This window comes from Chitinophaga sp. ARDCPP14 (genome assembly GCF_051362515.1).
Classification (GTDB): Bacteria; Bacteroidota; Bacteroidia; order Chitinophagales; family Chitinophagaceae; genus Chitinophaga.
This window is the reverse complement of sequence record NZ_JBKIXB010000001.1, coordinates 431,269-447,388: the sequence shown is the minus strand read 5'-3', so window position 1 is coordinate 447,388 and position 16,120 is coordinate 431,269. Positions and strand designations below refer to the sequence as shown.

The window sequence follows — 16,120 nt, the reverse complement described above, 5'->3', positions numbered from 1 at the left end:
TCTTAAAAGAAGATATCCATCAGCGGGTATTTTTTATAATCCGGCAGATAGAAGTGCCACCATTCTGTAGAACTTCCTTTAAAGCCATGTTGCATCATGGTATCTTTTAACAATTTGCGGTTGGCCGCCATTGCCGGGTCCGGCGGGGTGTAGTTTTCATGCGCTTTCAGGGTAAAATCATCAAAGTCCGTAGGCATTGCCACGGGCTTATTTGTTTTCAGGCTTACCATACTCAGGTCTATGGCCACGCCGCGGTTGTGCCCCGATCCTTTGCGGGGATCGGCCGCATAGAGATCGTTTGGTACTATTTTAAACATCGTTTCCGTTACATGATAAGGACGGTATGCATCGTAAATAAGCAGGCCGTATCCCTTTTTGCGCAGGGCTTCCTGTACTGCTTTGAGGGCTTTGGCTGCCGGCAGCCGGAGGTAAATATCGGTGCGGGTATAAAGCTTTTGTTTGGTGAAGTTATTGGTGGTGGCATAGCGCACATCTTTTTTGATGCCCGGGATATACTTTTCCAGGTTTACGAGCAGCTGGTTGCTGTCGGCTTTCACCAGCTGATCATATTGCTGCCGGGTGCTCAATACGGCGAGTCCGTATTTATTCACCGGTATTTTCTGGGCGGATAGCTGGCCGGAAATGGTCCACAGGAGCGCCGCTAACAGTATTATTTTCATGTGCTTAAAATTGCAGAAAAAGCCCCGTATTTGGACCTGATTATTGAATTTTGCGAAAATTAGGCAAGAAAGTATGAAATACAGTGAAAATACAATTGCAATCACCTTATATTAATAGGTATTTTAGAACCCTTAAATTTTTTAATGATGGAACTGTTCAGACTAGACAATAAAGTAGCGGTTATCACAGGTGGTGGTAGCGGCATAGGACAGGCAATAGCAAAAACATTCGGGGCCCAGGGTGCGCAGGTGCATATCCTGGAGCTGAATGAAGATGGTGGTAAAGCTACAGCAGAGGAAATCAAGGCAGCAGGTGGCCAGGCAAGTGTGCATGCGTGCAATGTAGCCGACCAGGCAGCCGTGATAGGCGTTATGGACGGTATTGTACAAACGGCCGGTAAACTGGATATCCTGGTGAACTGTGCAGGCATTGCGCATGTGGGTAACCTCGAAAATACGGCGGAACAGGACTTCGACAGGGTGTACCAGGTAAATGTGAAGGGCACCTATAACTGCATGTATGCAGTCATTAAACAAATGAAAGCACAGGGCGGCGGTGTGATCCTCAATGTGGCATCCATTGCTTCCAGTGTAGGTATACCGGACAGGCTGGCCTACTCTATGAGTAAGGGCGCGGTGCTGACTATGACATTATCCGTGGCGAAAGATTACCTCGGCGCTAATATCCGTTGCAACTGCGTGTCGCCCGCAAGAGTACACACGCCGTTTGTGGATGGATTTATTGCCAAGAATTACCCGGGCAGGGAAGCTGAAATGTTTGATAAGCTGAGTAAAACACAACCCATCGGCCGCATGGCTAAACCAGTGGAAGTGGGTAACCTGGCGTTATTCCTGTGTTCCGACGAAGCAGGCTTTATTACCGGAACCGACTATCCCATCGATGGCGGTTTTATCAGGCTTAATAATTAATAATTAATATGATGTGTGTTTTAAAGTGCGGACGATTACCCGTATCTTTCAAGTTATTCATTCATTAATTTTTAGTTATATCATGCAACATTTTCGAATAGGGCTGGCAATAGCAATAGCCGTATTATCTGCCTGTAATTCCGGTACCAACAAGGAAACTGCTACCGGGGATTCCGCCACAGCGGTTAAACCGGCTACACCGGGTGGTACCGTATCTGTTACTTTTTCTGATAAGGAAAAAGATACTTCGCTGGTCACGATTAAATTTCAGCTGAAAGAAGGAACAAAGGAAAAAACTTTTGAACAAACAATCCTGAAAGACGCACCGGAACAAGACCTTTATAAGGTGTTGTGGAATGAGCCCAACAGCTGTTATATCGGCGTTATGAAAGCGAATCATCAGCCACGTTATTACCACGCTTTTGTAGACAGTAAAAAAGACATGAAAATATTATGGGCTGCCACGCCGCCTGAGCCAATCTGGGCATACATGGAAGGTACGCTGGGTCTTGGTAAGGTATCTGCCGGCGGCGAAATGTTGCAGCAATATAAAAAGAGTATCCAGTCCGGAAACATCCTGGCAGATTTTATTGCAGAGATCAAGCCGGATGCCTCACCCGACAGCCTGGAGCTGTATGTGGAATTTGGCGGTCTCCGTAAAAGTATGTTCATGCCCGTGCCCAGTGGCAGTAAAGGTGTGATCCAGCCAACAGGACAAAATGATCATGTGTATTTCTCTTTTGTAAAAGATGGTAAAGCAGAACCGGTGATTGACCTGCATGTGGAAAACGGAAGATTACAGATTAAAACACTGAAAGAAATTAAGTAAGACTAATAAATAAATAATATCGATATGAAACTGATCAGGTTTGGTTTACCGGGAGAAGAAAAACCGGGTGTTGCAACCGCAGCGGGAATGTTTGACGTGAGTGCTTTTGGTGAAGATTTTGGAGAGAAATTCTTTGAAACCAACGGGCTGGCGCGGTTATCAGAATGGTATGGCGCACATGCTGCAGAATGCCCGCAGGTGCCTGCCGGTACACGTTTGGGCTCACCTATCCTCCGTCCTTCCAAAATTATCTGTATCGGTCTTAACTACGCAGATCATGCGCGTGAAACCAACGCAGCCATTCCTACAGAACCTATCGTGTTCTTTAAAAGTACCAGCGCACTGGTGGGTCCAAACGACGACCTGGTGATTCCGCGCAACAGTCAGAAAACCGACTGGGAAGTGGAATTGGCAGTAGTAATTGGCAAAAAGGCCACTTATGTGGAAGAAAAAGACGCAATGGACTACGTAGCGGGTTACTGCCTGCATAACGACTACAGCGAAAGAGCTTTCCAGATTGAAAGAAACGGACAGTGGGTAAAAGGAAAGAGCTGCGATACATTCGCTCCGTTAGGCCCATGGCTGGCTACCAAAGATGAAATTGCCGATGTGAATAATCTTCGTTTATGGCTCACCGTTAACGGTCAGAAAATGCAGGATGGCAATACTTCCAACTTTATATTCAACGTAGCTTATGTAGTGGCTTACCTGAGCCAGTTCATGACCCTGCTCCCGGGAGATGTGATTTCCACCGGTACGCCTGCTGGTGTGGGTCTGGGCATGAATCCGCAGGTATACCTCAAAGCAGGGGATGTGATTGAACTGGGTATTGATGGTTTGGGTACTTCCAAACAAACTGCTGTAGCCTGTAAATAATAATTATGAAAAGATATTGTCTGGCGCTGGATCTGGTAGATGATCCGCAATTGATCAGCGAATATGAAGCGCATCACCGCAACGTATCCGCTGAAATAAAAAAGAGTATCACGGACGCCGGCATTACCGTAATGGATATTTACCGTGCCGGTAACCGCCTGTTTATGATCATGGAAGTAGACGATACTTTCTCCTTTGAACGTAAAGATGCGATGGACGCTGCCAATCCCGCCGTAAAGGTGTGGGAACAGCTGATGTGGAAATACCAGCAGTCATTGCCGGTAGCAAAGGAAGGTGAGAAGTGGGTGATTATGGATCAGATTTTTGCATTGTAAAGTATACCGGCCGCCGGAACTTCCGGCGACCGGTATGCAAAAAATATCTACATGGTTATTGACGCACATCAGCATTTCTGGCAATACGATCCTGTCCGCGACGCATGGATCGATGAATCTATGGAAGTGATCCGCCGCGACTTTTACCCGGAAGACCTGGCCCCCGTATTGGCTGAAAACGGCGTTCACGGCTGTGTGGCGGTACAGGCGGATCAGTCGCCGGATGAAACGGCCTTTTTACTGGCGCTGGCGGATAAGCATGATTTTATTAAAGGCGTGGTGGGCTGGACAGACCTCCGCGCTGAAAATATCAGTGAACAACTGGAACAGTACGCTGCACATCCGAAGCTGAAAGGCTTCCGCCATATTGTACAGGGTGAGGCGGATAACCGGTTTATTCTCGGGGAACATTTCTGCCGCGGTATCAAAGCGCTGGCGAAGCACCGGTTCACGTATGATATTCTCGTATATCCGAAACAGTTACCTGCGGTAGAAGAATTTGTACAGCAGTTCCCTGACCAGCCACTGATCATTGATCACCTGGCCAAGCCCGATATTAAAGCCGGTGAACTGGACGCATGGGCGGCACATATGCGCCGCATTGCACAGTCGCCAAACGTATACTGCAAACTAAGCGGCATGGTTACCGAAGCCGACTGGCAGCAGTGGGAGCCGGCACACTTCCGGCCTTTCCTGGAAGTAGCGCTGGAAGCCTTTGGTGCAAACAGGCTGGTGTATGGCTCCGACTGGCCCGTGTGCCTGGTAGCCGCCAGGTACCACGAAGTGAAAGGCATCGTGACAGATTTCATCAGCACCTTATCAACAAGTGAACAGGAACAGATAATGGGAGGCAATGCCCGCTCATTTTATCATCTATAAAAAATAATATCATACATACTATGGATTTAGGATTACAGGAGAAAGTGATTATCGTTACCGGTGGTGCAAAAGGAATCGGGGAAGCTATCGCAAAGCTGATAGCAGCAGAAGGTGGTATTACCGTGATTGCCGGCCGCAGTACTGCCGATAATGAAAAAACCGTAAACGAAATTATCGCGGTGGGTGGTAAGGCGATCGCCGTTACCGCAGAACTGGGTAAAGTGGAAGATTGTAAAAAAGTGATCTCTGAAACGATAGCAAAGTATGGCAGAATAGACGGCCTGGTAAACAATGCCGGCGCCAATGATGGCGTAGGACTGGAAAATGGCAGCCCCGAGCGGTTTATGCAGTCGCTGCAAAATAATTTATCACACTACTACAACCTGGCGCATTTTGCATTGCCGTACCTGAAGGTCACCAAAGGAAATATTGTGAACATCGGATCTAAAGTAGCCGATACCGGCCAGGGGAACACCAGTGGTTATGCTGCCTCCAAAGGCGCTATCAACGCGCTTACCCGTGAGTGGGCAGTGGAATTGCTGCCATACTCCATTCGTGTAAACACGGTTATCCCAGCTGAAGTATGGACGCCGCTGTATGAAACCTGGATTAATTCGTTGCCCAATCCAAAAGAAAAACTGGCGTCTATCACGGCTAACATTCCATTTGAAAAAAGGATGACCACTTCAACAGAAATCGCCAACAGCACCGTATTCCTGCTGTCGTCACGTTCATCTCACACAACCGGACAAATCGTATACGTAGATGGTGGTTACACGCATCTCGACAGATCCATCAGCTAAGGATAAAGAGCCAACACACGTTATCAACATTTAATCACCTGAAACATTAAATTCTTCGTTATGGCCGGAGGCGCAGTAAGTAATTCCACCTATACCACCAGTAAAGATACAGGCGCAAAGCCTGGCAGCTACCTGTTCCCGCTGATCCTGGTTACCAGCCTGTTCTTCCTATGGGGACTGGCATACGGGCTGCTGGATGTATTAAATAAACATTTCCAGGAAGTATTGAGCATTACTACGAAACGTTCTACTTTATTACAGGGCGCTTATTTCGGCGCTTATTTCCTCATGGCATTTCCTGCGGGAATGTTTATGAACAAATTTGGCTACAAGAAGGGGATCATACTGGGTTTGCTGTTGTATGCTACCGGTGCATTTCTTTTTTATCCAGCGGCCAACGCACTCAATTTTGATTTCTTCTTGCTGGCATTGTTTATACTTGCTTGCGGATTGGCCTGCCTGGAAACGGCTGCCAATCCATATGTAACCGTGTTGGGAGATAAAGCTACTTCCGAGCAACGGTTGAATTTATCACAGTGTTTTAACGGGCTGGGGTCTTTCCTGGGACCTATTATTGGTGCCTGGCTATTTCTCGGCACTGGTAAAGGAGATCTCACCACGGTAAAGATTACTTATGTTGCTATTGCTGTTGTAGTATTGCTAATAGCAGCTTTTTTCGTAAGAACTCCCTTGCCAGAAATTGAAGAAGCAAAACAGGAAGGTGAAGAGGTGATGGCGGATACCCGCCCGCTTTTTGCTCACCGGCATTTTGTATTAGGAGTGGTAGCACAATTCTTTTATGTGGCGGCTCAGGTAGGTGTAGGCGCTTTGTTTATTAACTATGTAACTGAATACTGGCATGGCACCTCTGCTAAAAATGCATCACTTCTGCTCTCTATTGGTATGGCACTGTTCACAGGAGGTCGCTTTGTGGGCACAGCACTTATGCGCAAAATCGCTCCGAATCAATTGCTTGCTGTTTATGCGTTTATAAATGTCCTACTCTGCGCTTTTGTAATGACTGGTAACGGGGCTCCTTCTGTATACGCGCTTATCGCTATCTTCTTCTTCATGTCTATTATGTTCCCTACCATTTTTGCATTGGGCGTAAAAGACCTGGGTGTACATACCAAACGCGGCGCTTCTTTCCAGGTAATGTCTATCGTAGGTGGTGCATCCGTCCCTTACCTGATGGGGATTGTAACGGAATGGCAGTCGCTGGCTATTTCTTACGGCATTCCTACTTTCTGCTTTGTTGTTGTGTTTTTGTACGGCTGGAAAGGATATAAAAGAGTTTAATCAGCAGATTTCTTTTTAATATTTAATCCGCAAAATCATTGTAACTTTCTTTAACAAAAGAGGATACCATGATTTTGCGGATTTTTGCTTCCTATGCTTGCTGGTTCCTGGTTGTAACCATGTTGTTTGCCGGGGCGCCTGCTGATCCCGGGCCTGTACCTTCCCTGCAATTGTCTTTCACCCACCTGATGGGGCAGCAGCCGCTGGTAAGGAAAGAGATCACTTACACCAATGCTTCAGGAGAGGCTTTTACCATCAGCCGTTTCCGTTATTTCCTCAGCAACTTTTCACTGGAAGCCGTCAATGGCAATGTGGTTACTTTGCCACCGGCTTATTTCCTGGTAGATGATGCGATCGACAGTTCAAAAAATATCCTGCTGGATAGTATTCCTGCCGGCGAATATAAGAGTATCCGTTTCCTGATCGGGGTAGATAGTATCCGTAATGTGAGCGGGGTGCAATCCGGCGCGCTGGCTGTAGAATCCGGCATGTTCTGGACGTGGAACAGCGGTTATATTATGGCGCAGATAGAAGGTCATTCTGCTGCGGTTAACACGCCTATGCAGGAATTTTTATTTCATTGCGGCGGTTATAAAACAAAAGATGGTGTGCTGAAATATGTGACGCTGCCGCTTCCGCAGCCGGTAACAATTGCAGCAGGTAAACAACCCCGTATTAATCTTACTGCCGATGTGGAAAAGTGGTTTTTACCGGATACTGTAAGTTTTAAAAAGATAACCGTGATCATGGCGCCGGGCGTAAAAGCAAGACAGGTAGCCGGCAATTATCAGCATATGTTTAACATAACAGGTATTTCCAATTAGCCGCTGCGTGAATCATAAGGTCATATACATCATTGGGGCGTTTTGCCTTTTGCTGGCGCTGGTGCAGGCGGGCACAAAGAAGCGCGCGGTAAAAGGGCCGGAGCCTTTTTTACTGCAGCTGCCCGCGCATTTTCCGCGGCCGGTATACGACTTCACCCGTAACCCGCTCACCAAACCAGGTGTGGCATTGGGCCGGTTTATGTTTTATGATTACCGCCTGTCGCAGGACAGCACCGTGTCCTGTGGTTTTTGTCACCAGCAGTTTGCGGCTTTCGGCCATTTTGATCACGCATTGGCGCATGGCGTGGCCGGTCAGCAGGGCATCCGCTCTGTACCGGTACTGTTTAACATGATCTGGCAAAAAGCGTTTATGTGGGATGGCGGCGTGAATCATCTCGAAATACAGGCGCTCACTCCCTTAACAGACCACAACGAAATGGCGGTGGACCTGAAGGAGCTGATGCAAAAAATGCGGACAGACTCCCAATACAGGAGTATGTTCGAAGCTGCTTTTGGTACGGAAGAAATCACCAGTGAGCGCATGTTCAAAGCCTTCACCCAGTTTATTGCCACCATGGTATCGGCCGGTTCCAAATACGACAGCGTAATGCTCAAAGTCCCCGGCGTTGCCTTCACTGCTGAAGAAAACGCAGGATACACCGTTTTCCAGGAGAAGTGCGCGGCCTGTCATAAGGAACCATTGTTCACAGATCTCACCTACCGCAGTAATGGGCTGCCTTATTTACCGGCATTGAATGACATCGGCCGGATGAAGATCACCGGGAGCACAGATGATAATCTTCGTTTTAAGGTACCTTCCCTGCGCAATATTCTCAAAAGCGCCCCTTATATGCACGATGGGCGTTTCTTCGATATTTTCCAGGTTTTCGACTTCTACGACCACGGTGTGAAAGTCACTCCCACCACCGACCCGCTGGTAAAGCAGGGCATCCCGTTGTCGGACCAGGAAAAGCGGCAGCTGTATTTCTTTCTGAACACGCTCACGGACTACTCTTTTCTCGGCAATGCTTCCCTTAGTGAGGTACGGATCGAGTAGGATCGCCGCGAGTTTTGTCTTGCTCAGGATTACGCTGATTATACTGATTACCGGGATTTTTACTTTTGGATTTTTTGGATTTCTTTGATTTTTTAATTTTTTTAATAATAAGTAAGGGAGATAAAAGCGAATATCTCCGCTGCTATCTCCCTTAATCCTTTATAAAATCAAGAAAGTAAAAATCCAGCTAATCAGTATAATCAGCGTAATCCTGAGCAAGACAAAATCCGCATTATCCGCGCTTCTTCCAGCACTCCTCCATGTGGTCGTCTACCATGCCGGTGGCCTGCATGTAGGCGTAGCAGATGGTGGAGCCCACGAATTTGAATCCCCGTTTCAGCAGGTCCTTGCTCATGGCGTCGGAAATGGCTGTTTTGGCGGGAACGCCGGCCATGCCTTTGCGGTAGTGATTAACGATGGGTTTGTGGTTGACAAATGACCATATGTATTTGTCAAAGCTGCCGAATTCCTTTTGGACTGCGAGGTAGGCTTTTGCGTTGCCGATCACAGATTTTATTTTCAGACGGTTGCGGATGATGCCCTCGTTTTGCATCAGTTCTTCCACTTTTTTCTCGTCGTATTTCGCTATTTTTTTAGCGTCCCAGTTATCAAAGGCTTTGCGGTAATTTTCTCTTTTGGTAAGTACGGTATACCAGCTGAGACCCGCCTGCGCACCTTCCAGGCATAACATTTCAAAGAGATGTTTATCGTCATGACTGGGCGTGCCCCATTCTTTGTCGTGGTAGTCCTGGTAAAGCTTATCTTTCTCCGACCAGTGGCATCTTACTTTTTCTATAGCTCCCATTCGCTGATGGTTTTGTTTACCTGCAATTTATACTTTTCCAGGTCTTCAGCAGTTTGTTTAATGAAACTATTGTCTTCCAGGCTGCCAACTACTGCATTCATTTCTTTTTCACTTTCATAGGCCAGCTGGCGGAACGGATTTTTGTAGTCCTTCTCCCTGGAGCGTTTAATTTGTGCGGTGATCCACTCCATCGTTACAACAGAATCGTTCATCCATTGCGCGAGATCGGCGGTGGTCATATTTTTCAGGGAGCTGTCTTTTATTTCCAGCAGGCAGGCTACGGCATGTTGTAATTTGTCGGCTGCATATTCATTGCCTATTTCTTCATAGGCCGTGTGCAGTTGCGGCCAGCTGCTGATCTTATTTTTCCGGATCTTTGTTTTGAGCGTGGCTACCGTTTCCGCTTTCATCAGTTGTCCGCCGATGTTTTGCCAGTCGCCGCGTTTAGCGGTGCTTACTGCGGCCTGTAAAGCCAGGAATGATGGTTTTTCTGCGGCGAGAATATTTTTAACAGCATACAGTACTACCATTTCCACGAACAATGGATAAGCCTTGTGTACTTTCAGCAGTTCTACTTCACGCGAGCTGTTTTCAAATCCTTTGGAGAGAATGGTGAGCTTGGCTACTTCTTCCGGACTATTTTTTAACAGGTCCTTTCCTTTTTTACGGAGGTCCTTTTCCGTTAGTTCTTTTTTGGAGGCATTTTCCGGCAGGGCGTACCATGCTTTCCCGGTGGCAGTTTCCATGATCGCCAGCGCCTGGAATATTTCCTCTACAGAATCCGGCGCCAGGTAATCGTATTCAATGAGTTGTTGTTTATCGGTGCGTTTGTCGCGGTCTACATATTTCCAGGAGTTCCTGGCAATGGCGTACATGTTGTACAGGAACCAGTAGCCGGGCATTATTTTCAGGCGGTTTTCATGTTCATCATTTACCACCAGGCTGAATGGAATGGAGATATTCAGCTCCGACATATAGTTGCCTTTGGAAATAAGGGTGAAGCTGGCGAAGCGGGAATTATGTTTCAGGCTTACGCACAGGCCCGGCCAGAACCCTCTGCCGGCAATGATTTCACCGTCGGCGCCGCGTGAGTTGTGATTGGAGCCGATGGTGGCGCCTGCTGCCATGTTGCTCTGACCCATGATCAGCGCTGCACACAGGAACGAGTTGTTATGGTGTTGTTCATGTGCCGGGAAGATGAGTGAGTTCAATACTTCGCAGCAGGAGATAGTGGCGTTGTTGCCGAGATAGGAGTTGATCAGCCTGGCGCCGTATTTCAACTGCGAGTGCGAGGCCATTACAAAACGAACGGCTTTCACGCCGTAGAATACGCGGCAGCCGTAGCCGATGATACCGTTTACCATTTCGCAGCCTTCTCCTATTTGTGAAGAAGCTTCGCTGCTGCTGTTGATGGTAAGGTTTTTCAGTTTGTTGGCGCCTTTCAGGTATGCGTCGGTACCAATGGTAACATCTTTGATCATCTTACAGTTTTTGATCACTGTACGATCGCCAACCATACCGTAGTAGCCACGTTTTTTATCGAATTGTTTTTCTGTGAACGATTTGAATTGCTGTTGCAGTTGTTCATCATCGCGGTAGCGTGTCCACAGGTAGGCATCTCCGGGGAGCATGCCATCAAAGGGCATTACGCTTCTGCCACCGTTTTCATTGCACAGTTCCATCCAGATGCGGCCGTTTTCGTTTTCGCCTTCTTTCAGGATACCGTTTCCGAACTTAGCATAATCGGTAGTAGCCATTTCGTTTACGTTGGCTACAATTACCTCGTTGCCGAGGATATAATGCGATAGGTAATTTACGTTGTGTACTACTACATTGTCGCCGAAGTCGCAGGCGCAGATGGTACTGTTGTACAATCCCACCGGCATCCGAAGGTTATGGAACTCCAGGTAGTAGGGTTCCAGTTTCCCGATACGTACCATCCCGAAAAAGTGGCAGTGCTGTACCAGTTGTGGATCAAATTCGTTGGAAACAAAAATAATATTCCAGTCGTCGGAGGTGTTATCATTACGTACCAGCGATTCTATTTCGTATGCTGTTAATTTCCTGTACTGGTCCTGCCTGCTCCATTGTTCATTACGGAGATAATATTCGTCTTTGCCTTTCGGTAACGTGGTTTCAATGAAATTATACCCCAGATCGGAAAGGGGTCTTTTTTGGATATTATTCATGAGGATACATCATTTGAGGAGAAATGACTATCTGGTTATTTTATTATGCGTGCAGATAATAAAATAACCAGATGAGTATCTCCATTGTCTTTATTCTACTGTAACTGATTTCGCAAGGTTCCGGGGTTTGTCAACGTCCAGACCTTTGAGCACGCCTATATGATAAGCGAGCAGTTGTAACGGTACTACAGAAATGATAGGGGCTACCATTTCATCTGCCGCAGGCACAAAAATTACATCATCCGCCATGGGAGGAATGGTGTTGTCGCCTTCTGTTACTACTGCGATCACTTTACCTTTACGGGCTTTAATTTCCTGAATGTTAGACACTACTTTTTCGTAGTAGCTGTCTTTCGTGGCTACAATTACTACCGGCAGGTTTTCATCTACCAGTGCAATGGGACCGTGTTTCATTTCCGCAGCAGGATAGCCTTCCGCGTGGATATAGGAAATTTCTTTCAGTTTGAGCGCTCCTTCCAGGGCTACCGGGAAGTTGTATCCGCGGCCCAGGTAGAGAAAATCACGTGCGTCTTTATATTTGGCGGCTACCTGTTTGATCTGGTTATCCAGTTTAAGGGCCGTTGCTACTTTTTCAGGAACCTGCTCCAGTTCATCCAGCAGGTGCTGGAACCTTTGCGGGGTGATGGTGCCTTTATCGGCCGCCAGTTTTAAGCCTACCAGGCAAAGCACTGCCAGCTGGGCAGTAAAGGCTTTGGTGCTGGCCACGCCAATTTCAGGACCGGCATGCGTATAAGCGCCGGCGTGAGATAAGCGTGCAATAGAAGAACCTACCACGTTGCAAACGCCGAGAATGATAGCGCCTTTTTCTTTAGCGCTTTCAATGGCTACGAGGGTATCGGCTGTTTCGCCAGATTGCGATACGGCAATGATGACATCACCGGGACCTACTACCGGGTTGCGGTAGCGGAACTCGGAAGCGTATTCCACTTCCACCGGGATGCGGCATAATTCTTCAATCATGTATTCGGCTACCAGCCCTGCGTGCCAGGAGGTACCGCAGGCTACGATGATGATACGTTTGGCATTGCTCAGCACATCCGCATATTCGCGCATGCCACCCATGGTGAGGGTGCCTTTTTTCGCGTCTAAACGGCCACGTAAGCTATCGAAGATCGTTTGCGGCTGTTCAAAGATTTCCTTCAGCATGAAATGATCATAGCCTCCTTTTTCAATGGCAGCTAGTTCGATATCCAGTTTCTGAATGTAAGGCGTTTGCCTTTCATTGGAAATGTTTTTCAGGATCAGTTCATCTGCTTTGATGATGGCAATTTCATAATCATTTACATACACTACTTCTTTCGTGTATTCAATGATGGGAGATGCGTCAGAAGCCAGGAAGTGTTCGCCCTTGCCAACGCCTATTACCAGCGGGCTTCCCTTGCGGGCGGCGATGAGGGTATCCGGGTTTTCTTCATCAATGAGTACAATCACATAAGCGCCTACCACTCTTTTTAAAGCGATGCGCAGGGCTTCTTCCAGTGAACACTGGTTTTGTTTTTTGATTTCCTCAATAAAATGAAGGAGTACTTCGGTATCGGTATCACTATGAAAAACATGGCCCTGGTTAATGAGCTCCTGTTTCAGCTGTACATAGTTTTCAATGATGCCATTGTGGATCATGGCCAGTTTACCGTCGCCGGATAAATGCGGGTGCGCATTGCGGTCGCAGGGTTCTCCGTGTGTTGCCCAGCGGGTATGCCCGATGGCAATATGACTCCGGAGATCTTTTCCTTCCACGAATGCTTCGAGGGCGGCAACTTTATCTTTTTTCTTGTATACCTGTAACCCGTTATTGATCAGGGCTACTCCCGCGCTGTCGTATCCGCGGTATTCCAGTCTTTTGAGGCCTTTTAATACTACCGGGTAGGCTTCTCTCTGCCCGATGTAAGCTACGATTCCACACATAAGGTTTTTGGATTTGTGCTAGGTTTTATCATTGCAATATCGCATTAAAATGTTAAGATCACATCAGAAAATGTGAATATTGTTTAAGTAAAGATATGGTCAGCATGCATTTTACAACGGTCCTAATGTAAAATGAAAAAGGGAATACCGGGAACGATCCTTGCGAATATTAAGATTCCTTAACATTAGCCTGCATCATTCACTGTATCCCCCTTTTATAATTTTTTTATATCGACGGAACTAAATAAAAAAATTTAAAATGCAATCATCTCTTCAAGAGCGTACTCTCGAAGAGCAAAAGTATTCTTTTATATTCATCTGTCCAGCTGCTGGGCGTAGTAAATCCGTGGTCTTCCACGGGATACACGGCCAGCTCCCAGTTATTCTTCCCTAATTCAATCAGTCGCTGCGACAGCCGCACGATATCCTGGAAATGCACATTGGTATCCACCATGCCATGACACATCAGCAGTTTGCCTTTCAGTCCATCTGCAAAGTAGATGGGGGAAGACCTGCGGTAAGCAATACTGTCAGTGAATGGTTCATTCAGTATATTGCTGGTGTAGCCATGATTATAATGCGCCCAGTCCGTTACAGACCTCAGCGCAGCGCCGGATGCAAACACATCTGGCTGGGTGAACAGGGCCATCAGCGTCATAAAGCCGCCGTAACTGCCTCCGTAGATACCGATACGATGGGCGTCCACCTGCAATTTTTCTGCCAGATATTTTGCGCCGTCCACTTCATCGTCCAGATCCTTGCCGCCCATATAGCGGTAAATGCCTGTACGCCAGTTGCGGCCGTAGCCGGCACTGCCACGGTAATCCATGTCCAGTACGGTATAGCCTTTATCGGTGAGCAGGTTATGGAACATGTATTCCCTGAAATAGGAGCTCCACCATTTATGTGCATTTTGCAGGTAGCCTGCGCCATGTACGAAAATCACTGCCGCGCCATTATTTTTTGCAGGGTCCGGGGTGTATAAGCGGGCATACACGGGCTGGTTATCCCGCGCGGTAATCGTTATTACCTGCGGATCGCGCCAGTGATATGATTTAAATTCATCGGTCTGCGCCAGGTTGGTGACCTGTACTGCTTTTGCGCCCGGTGTGTTTGGCTGCACATACAATTCCCAGGGTTTGTTGGAATAGGAGTAACGGAACGCAATCCATTTTCCATCCGGAGAAACAGTTACTTCATTGGCGCCGGGCAGGGTAGTGATCCTTTCGGCCTTTCCACCGGCAACGCCTATACGGTAAAATTGTTTTTCACCGGGGTGTACTTCATTGGTGGTAATATAAAAGTATTTTTTATCAGGAGATAATTGTGCCTCCTGTACTTCATAGTTGCCGCTGGTGAGGGGTTTAACTGTACCATCGTTTACATTGGCGGTATACAGATGTGAATAACCGGTGGCTTCCGACTGGAACCAGCAGGTGTTTTCATTTATCCAGCCGATATTGCTGCCACCCATGCTCCAGCCAATGCCGGGGCCGCCTATCCAGGCTTCGTCGCGCTGGCGGTTCAGTGTTTTCACGGTACCGTTTTCAGCGTTGAGGAGTACAATCCAGCGGTCTTTATTATCCTGTGAGCGGATGTCGGCAATGGCATGTGTGCCTTGTTCCGACCAGTAAGGACCGTTCACAATTACTTCCCTTACTTTGGGCGTATCCTTTTTCGTGTAGTCCTTTACGTAATCGGGCTGGTCTTTGATGCCGGGGAGATCAGTGGTTTTGATGGGGAGCACCGTATCACGCTGCCGGTCGTATACAAAACTTTCGAAGCTGCCTTGCGGCGCGCCTACTTTATCGCGGGCCGCAATATCGGTGGTGAAACCGGTGGCGGTTACAAATTCGGGAACGATGGTATTGCGGGCATCAGTGGGTGCGGTGAAAAGGCTATAGGTAACGAAACGCCCGTCGGGACTGATCTGCAGGTCCCTTAGTCTTTTGTTTTGCAGGTACAGGGACCGTAGTGGTTTGGGGTCGTATGCTTTATCAAAAGCTTCGGCGGCGTCTTTCTTTGTTTTTTTATCACGGATCACCTGCAACAGTTCCTCTTGCTGTGCTTTGAGGAACTTTTCTTCTGCGTTGCCGGTTTTACTGTCATCGTTTTCGGCCGGCTTGCTGCCTGCTTCAAAGCTGGTAAGCTGACTGATTAACCCGGAAGCTTTGTCCCAGCCATAAAGATCGCGGTTTTGCTGAAACACCACCTGTTTACCGCCGAAACTGAATGCCGGGTTAAACTCCACGGCTTTGGTATTGGTGATGCGGGTGGTTTTCCCGCTTTTTATCTCCAGTAAATAAATATCCCCTTCATAGGAATAAGCCAGTAGCGATTTATCTGCATTCCAGGTACCGGCAGCTTTGGCGTTAATAAGAGAGCGCTCACCTGCGGTTGTAATCCGGGGCGTATTGTTTTTAACACCGGCATAGTAAAGGGAGTCGCTCAGTTGCTTGCCGGGATTCCAGCTGAAATAAACGGTCTGGTTGTCGGTACCCCAGAAAACGTTATCAGGAGAAGTTCCTATCCATTTGGGATCGCGCATGATCTTTTCTACCGTGAGCGGCATTGCCTGTTGGGCACTGATGCGGTTGGCTGATAAAAAAATAATGGCGGGTATAACCCATTTTCTCATAGCGGTTCATTATTTTGTTGGGGAATAAATGTAACGGTTTAATCATAAAT

14 protein-coding genes are annotated in these 16,120 nt (G+C 47.4%); 9 read left to right on the top strand and 5 right to left on the bottom strand.

Going from position 1 to position 16,120, the window contains the following annotated elements:
• Nucleotides 1–2 precede the first annotated feature (2 nt).
• Nucleotides 3–680 carry a M15 family metallopeptidase gene (locus ACLHR0_RS01735; protein WP_436484368.1) on the bottom strand — a complete coding sequence of 226 codons (678 nt, stop codon included), beginning with the start codon at nucleotides 678–680 and terminating at the stop codon, nucleotides 3–5.
• 144 nt (nucleotides 681–824) lie between these two features.
• On the opposite strand from ACLHR0_RS01735, the gene ACLHR0_RS01730 reads away from it, so the two are divergent.
• The 9 genes from ACLHR0_RS01730 to ACLHR0_RS01690 all read left to right on the top strand — a co-directional run bounded on the left by ACLHR0_RS01730 (nucleotide 825) and on the right by ACLHR0_RS01690 (nucleotide 8,512).
• On the top strand, nucleotides 825–1,610 hold the full coding sequence (locus ACLHR0_RS01730; RefSeq protein ID WP_436484367.1) for an SDR family NAD(P)-dependent oxidoreductase: 786 nt from the start codon (nucleotides 825–827) through the stop codon (nucleotides 1,608–1,610).
• Between the two features lie 82 nt (nucleotides 1,611–1,692).
• Nucleotides 1,693–2,439 carry a hypothetical protein gene (locus ACLHR0_RS01725; RefSeq protein WP_429045479.1) on the top strand — a complete coding sequence of 249 codons (747 nt, stop codon included), beginning with the start codon at nucleotides 1,693–1,695 and terminating at the stop codon, nucleotides 2,437–2,439.
• A gap of 24 nt (nucleotides 2,440–2,463) precedes the next feature.
• Entirely contained in the window at nucleotides 2,464–3,315 is an 852-nt protein-coding gene (locus ACLHR0_RS01720; protein WP_370909760.1) for a fumarylacetoacetate hydrolase family protein, read from the top strand.
• Between the two features lie 5 nt (nucleotides 3,316–3,320).
• Complete coding sequence (locus ACLHR0_RS01715; RefSeq protein ID WP_370909761.1) at nucleotides 3,321–3,650, top strand: L-rhamnose mutarotase; 330 nt, start codon at nucleotides 3,321–3,323, stop codon at nucleotides 3,648–3,650.
• A 51-nt stretch (nucleotides 3,651–3,701) separates the two neighbouring features.
• A complete protein-coding gene (locus tag ACLHR0_RS01710; protein WP_429045481.1) occupies nucleotides 3,702–4,529 on the top strand; it encodes an amidohydrolase family protein in 828 nt (275 codons plus the stop codon).
• 20 nt (nucleotides 4,530–4,549) lie between these two features.
• Complete coding sequence (locus ACLHR0_RS01705) at nucleotides 4,550–5,332, top strand: SDR family oxidoreductase (protein ID WP_436484366.1); 783 nt, start codon at nucleotides 4,550–4,552, stop codon at nucleotides 5,330–5,332.
• A gap of 60 nt (nucleotides 5,333–5,392) precedes the next feature.
• Nucleotides 5,393–6,631: a sugar MFS transporter gene (locus tag ACLHR0_RS01700; RefSeq protein WP_429045485.1), complete on the top strand. Its 1,239-nt coding sequence runs from the start codon at nucleotides 5,393–5,395 to the stop codon at nucleotides 6,629–6,631.
• 68 nt (nucleotides 6,632–6,699) lie between these two features.
• Nucleotides 6,700–7,455, top strand: coding sequence for an MbnP family protein (locus ACLHR0_RS01695; protein ID WP_436484365.1), 756 nt, complete (start codon nucleotides 6,700–6,702; stop codon nucleotides 7,453–7,455).
• 7 nt (nucleotides 7,456–7,462) lie between these two features.
• Nucleotides 7,463–8,512, top strand: a complete 1,050-nt coding sequence (locus ACLHR0_RS01690) for a cytochrome-c peroxidase (RefSeq protein ID WP_436484364.1) — start codon at nucleotides 7,463–7,465, stop codon at nucleotides 8,510–8,512.
• A 232-nt stretch (nucleotides 8,513–8,744) separates the two neighbouring features.
• Here ACLHR0_RS01690 and ACLHR0_RS01685 read toward each other — a convergent pair whose 3' ends face one another.
• From ACLHR0_RS01685 to ACLHR0_RS01670, 4 genes are all read right to left on the bottom strand, one after another.
• On the bottom strand, nucleotides 8,745–9,317 hold the full coding sequence (locus ACLHR0_RS01685; RefSeq protein ID WP_436484363.1) for a DNA-3-methyladenine glycosylase I: 573 nt from the start codon (nucleotides 9,315–9,317) through the stop codon (nucleotides 8,745–8,747).
• A complete protein-coding gene (locus ACLHR0_RS01680; protein ID WP_436484362.1) occupies nucleotides 9,305–11,506 on the bottom strand; it encodes a DUF4954 family protein in 2,202 nt (733 codons plus the stop codon). The genes ACLHR0_RS01685 and ACLHR0_RS01680 overlap by 13 nt, the downstream gene beginning before the upstream one ends.
• Before the next feature lie 90 nt (nucleotides 11,507–11,596).
• Nucleotides 11,597–13,432 (bottom strand): glutamine--fructose-6-phosphate transaminase (isomerizing), encoded by a 1,836-nt coding sequence (gene glmS / locus ACLHR0_RS01675; RefSeq protein WP_429045496.1) that lies wholly within the window; start codon nucleotides 13,430–13,432, stop codon nucleotides 11,597–11,599.
• 265 nt (nucleotides 13,433–13,697) lie between these two features.
• The gene (locus ACLHR0_RS01670) at nucleotides 13,698–16,070 is read right to left on the bottom strand and encodes a prolyl oligopeptidase family serine peptidase (RefSeq protein WP_436484361.1); all 2,373 of its coding nucleotides are present in this window, start codon (nucleotides 16,068–16,070) and stop codon (nucleotides 13,698–13,700) included.
• Nucleotides 16,071–16,120 lie beyond the last annotated feature (50 nt).

Excerpts from the sequence above, each read along its gene's own strand:
- ACLHR0_RS01705 (WP_436484366.1), top strand. The coding sequence starts at position 4,550 with ATGGATTTAGGATTACAGGAGAAAGTGATTATCGTTACCGGTGGTGCA.
- ACLHR0_RS01700 (WP_429045485.1), top strand. The coding sequence starts at position 5,393 with ATGGCCGGAGGCGCAGTAAGTAATTCCACCTATACCACCAGTAAAGAT.
- ACLHR0_RS01720 (WP_370909760.1), top strand. The coding sequence starts at position 2,464 with ATGAAACTGATCAGGTTTGGTTTACCGGGAGAAGAAAAACCGGGTGTT.
- glmS (WP_429045496.1), bottom strand. The coding sequence starts at position 13,432 with ATGTGTGGAATCGTAGCTTACATCGGGCAGAGAGAAGCCTACCCGGTA.
- ACLHR0_RS01695 (WP_436484365.1), top strand. The coding sequence starts at position 6,700 with ATGATTTTGCGGATTTTTGCTTCCTATGCTTGCTGGTTCCTGGTTGTA.
- ACLHR0_RS01680 (WP_436484362.1), bottom strand. The coding sequence starts at position 11,506 with ATGAATAATATCCAAAAAAGACCCCTTTCCGATCTGGGGTATAATTTC.
- ACLHR0_RS01715 (WP_370909761.1), top strand. The coding sequence starts at position 3,321 with ATGAAAAGATATTGTCTGGCGCTGGATCTGGTAGATGATCCGCAATTG.
- ACLHR0_RS01710 (WP_429045481.1), top strand. The coding sequence starts at position 3,702 with ATGGTTATTGACGCACATCAGCATTTCTGGCAATACGATCCTGTCCGC.
- ACLHR0_RS01725 (WP_429045479.1), top strand. The coding sequence starts at position 1,693 with ATGCAACATTTTCGAATAGGGCTGGCAATAGCAATAGCCGTATTATCT.
- ACLHR0_RS01730 (WP_436484367.1), top strand. The coding sequence starts at position 825 with ATGATGGAACTGTTCAGACTAGACAATAAAGTAGCGGTTATCACAGGT.
- ACLHR0_RS01685 (WP_436484363.1), bottom strand. The coding sequence starts at position 9,317 with ATGGGAGCTATAGAAAAAGTAAGATGCCACTGGTCGGAGAAAGATAAG.
- ACLHR0_RS01670 (WP_436484361.1), bottom strand. The coding sequence starts at position 16,070 with ATGAGAAAATGGGTTATACCCGCCATTATTTTTTTATCAGCCAACCGC.
- ACLHR0_RS01735 (WP_436484368.1), bottom strand. The coding sequence starts at position 680 with ATGAAAATAATACTGTTAGCGGCGCTCCTGTGGACCATTTCCGGCCAG.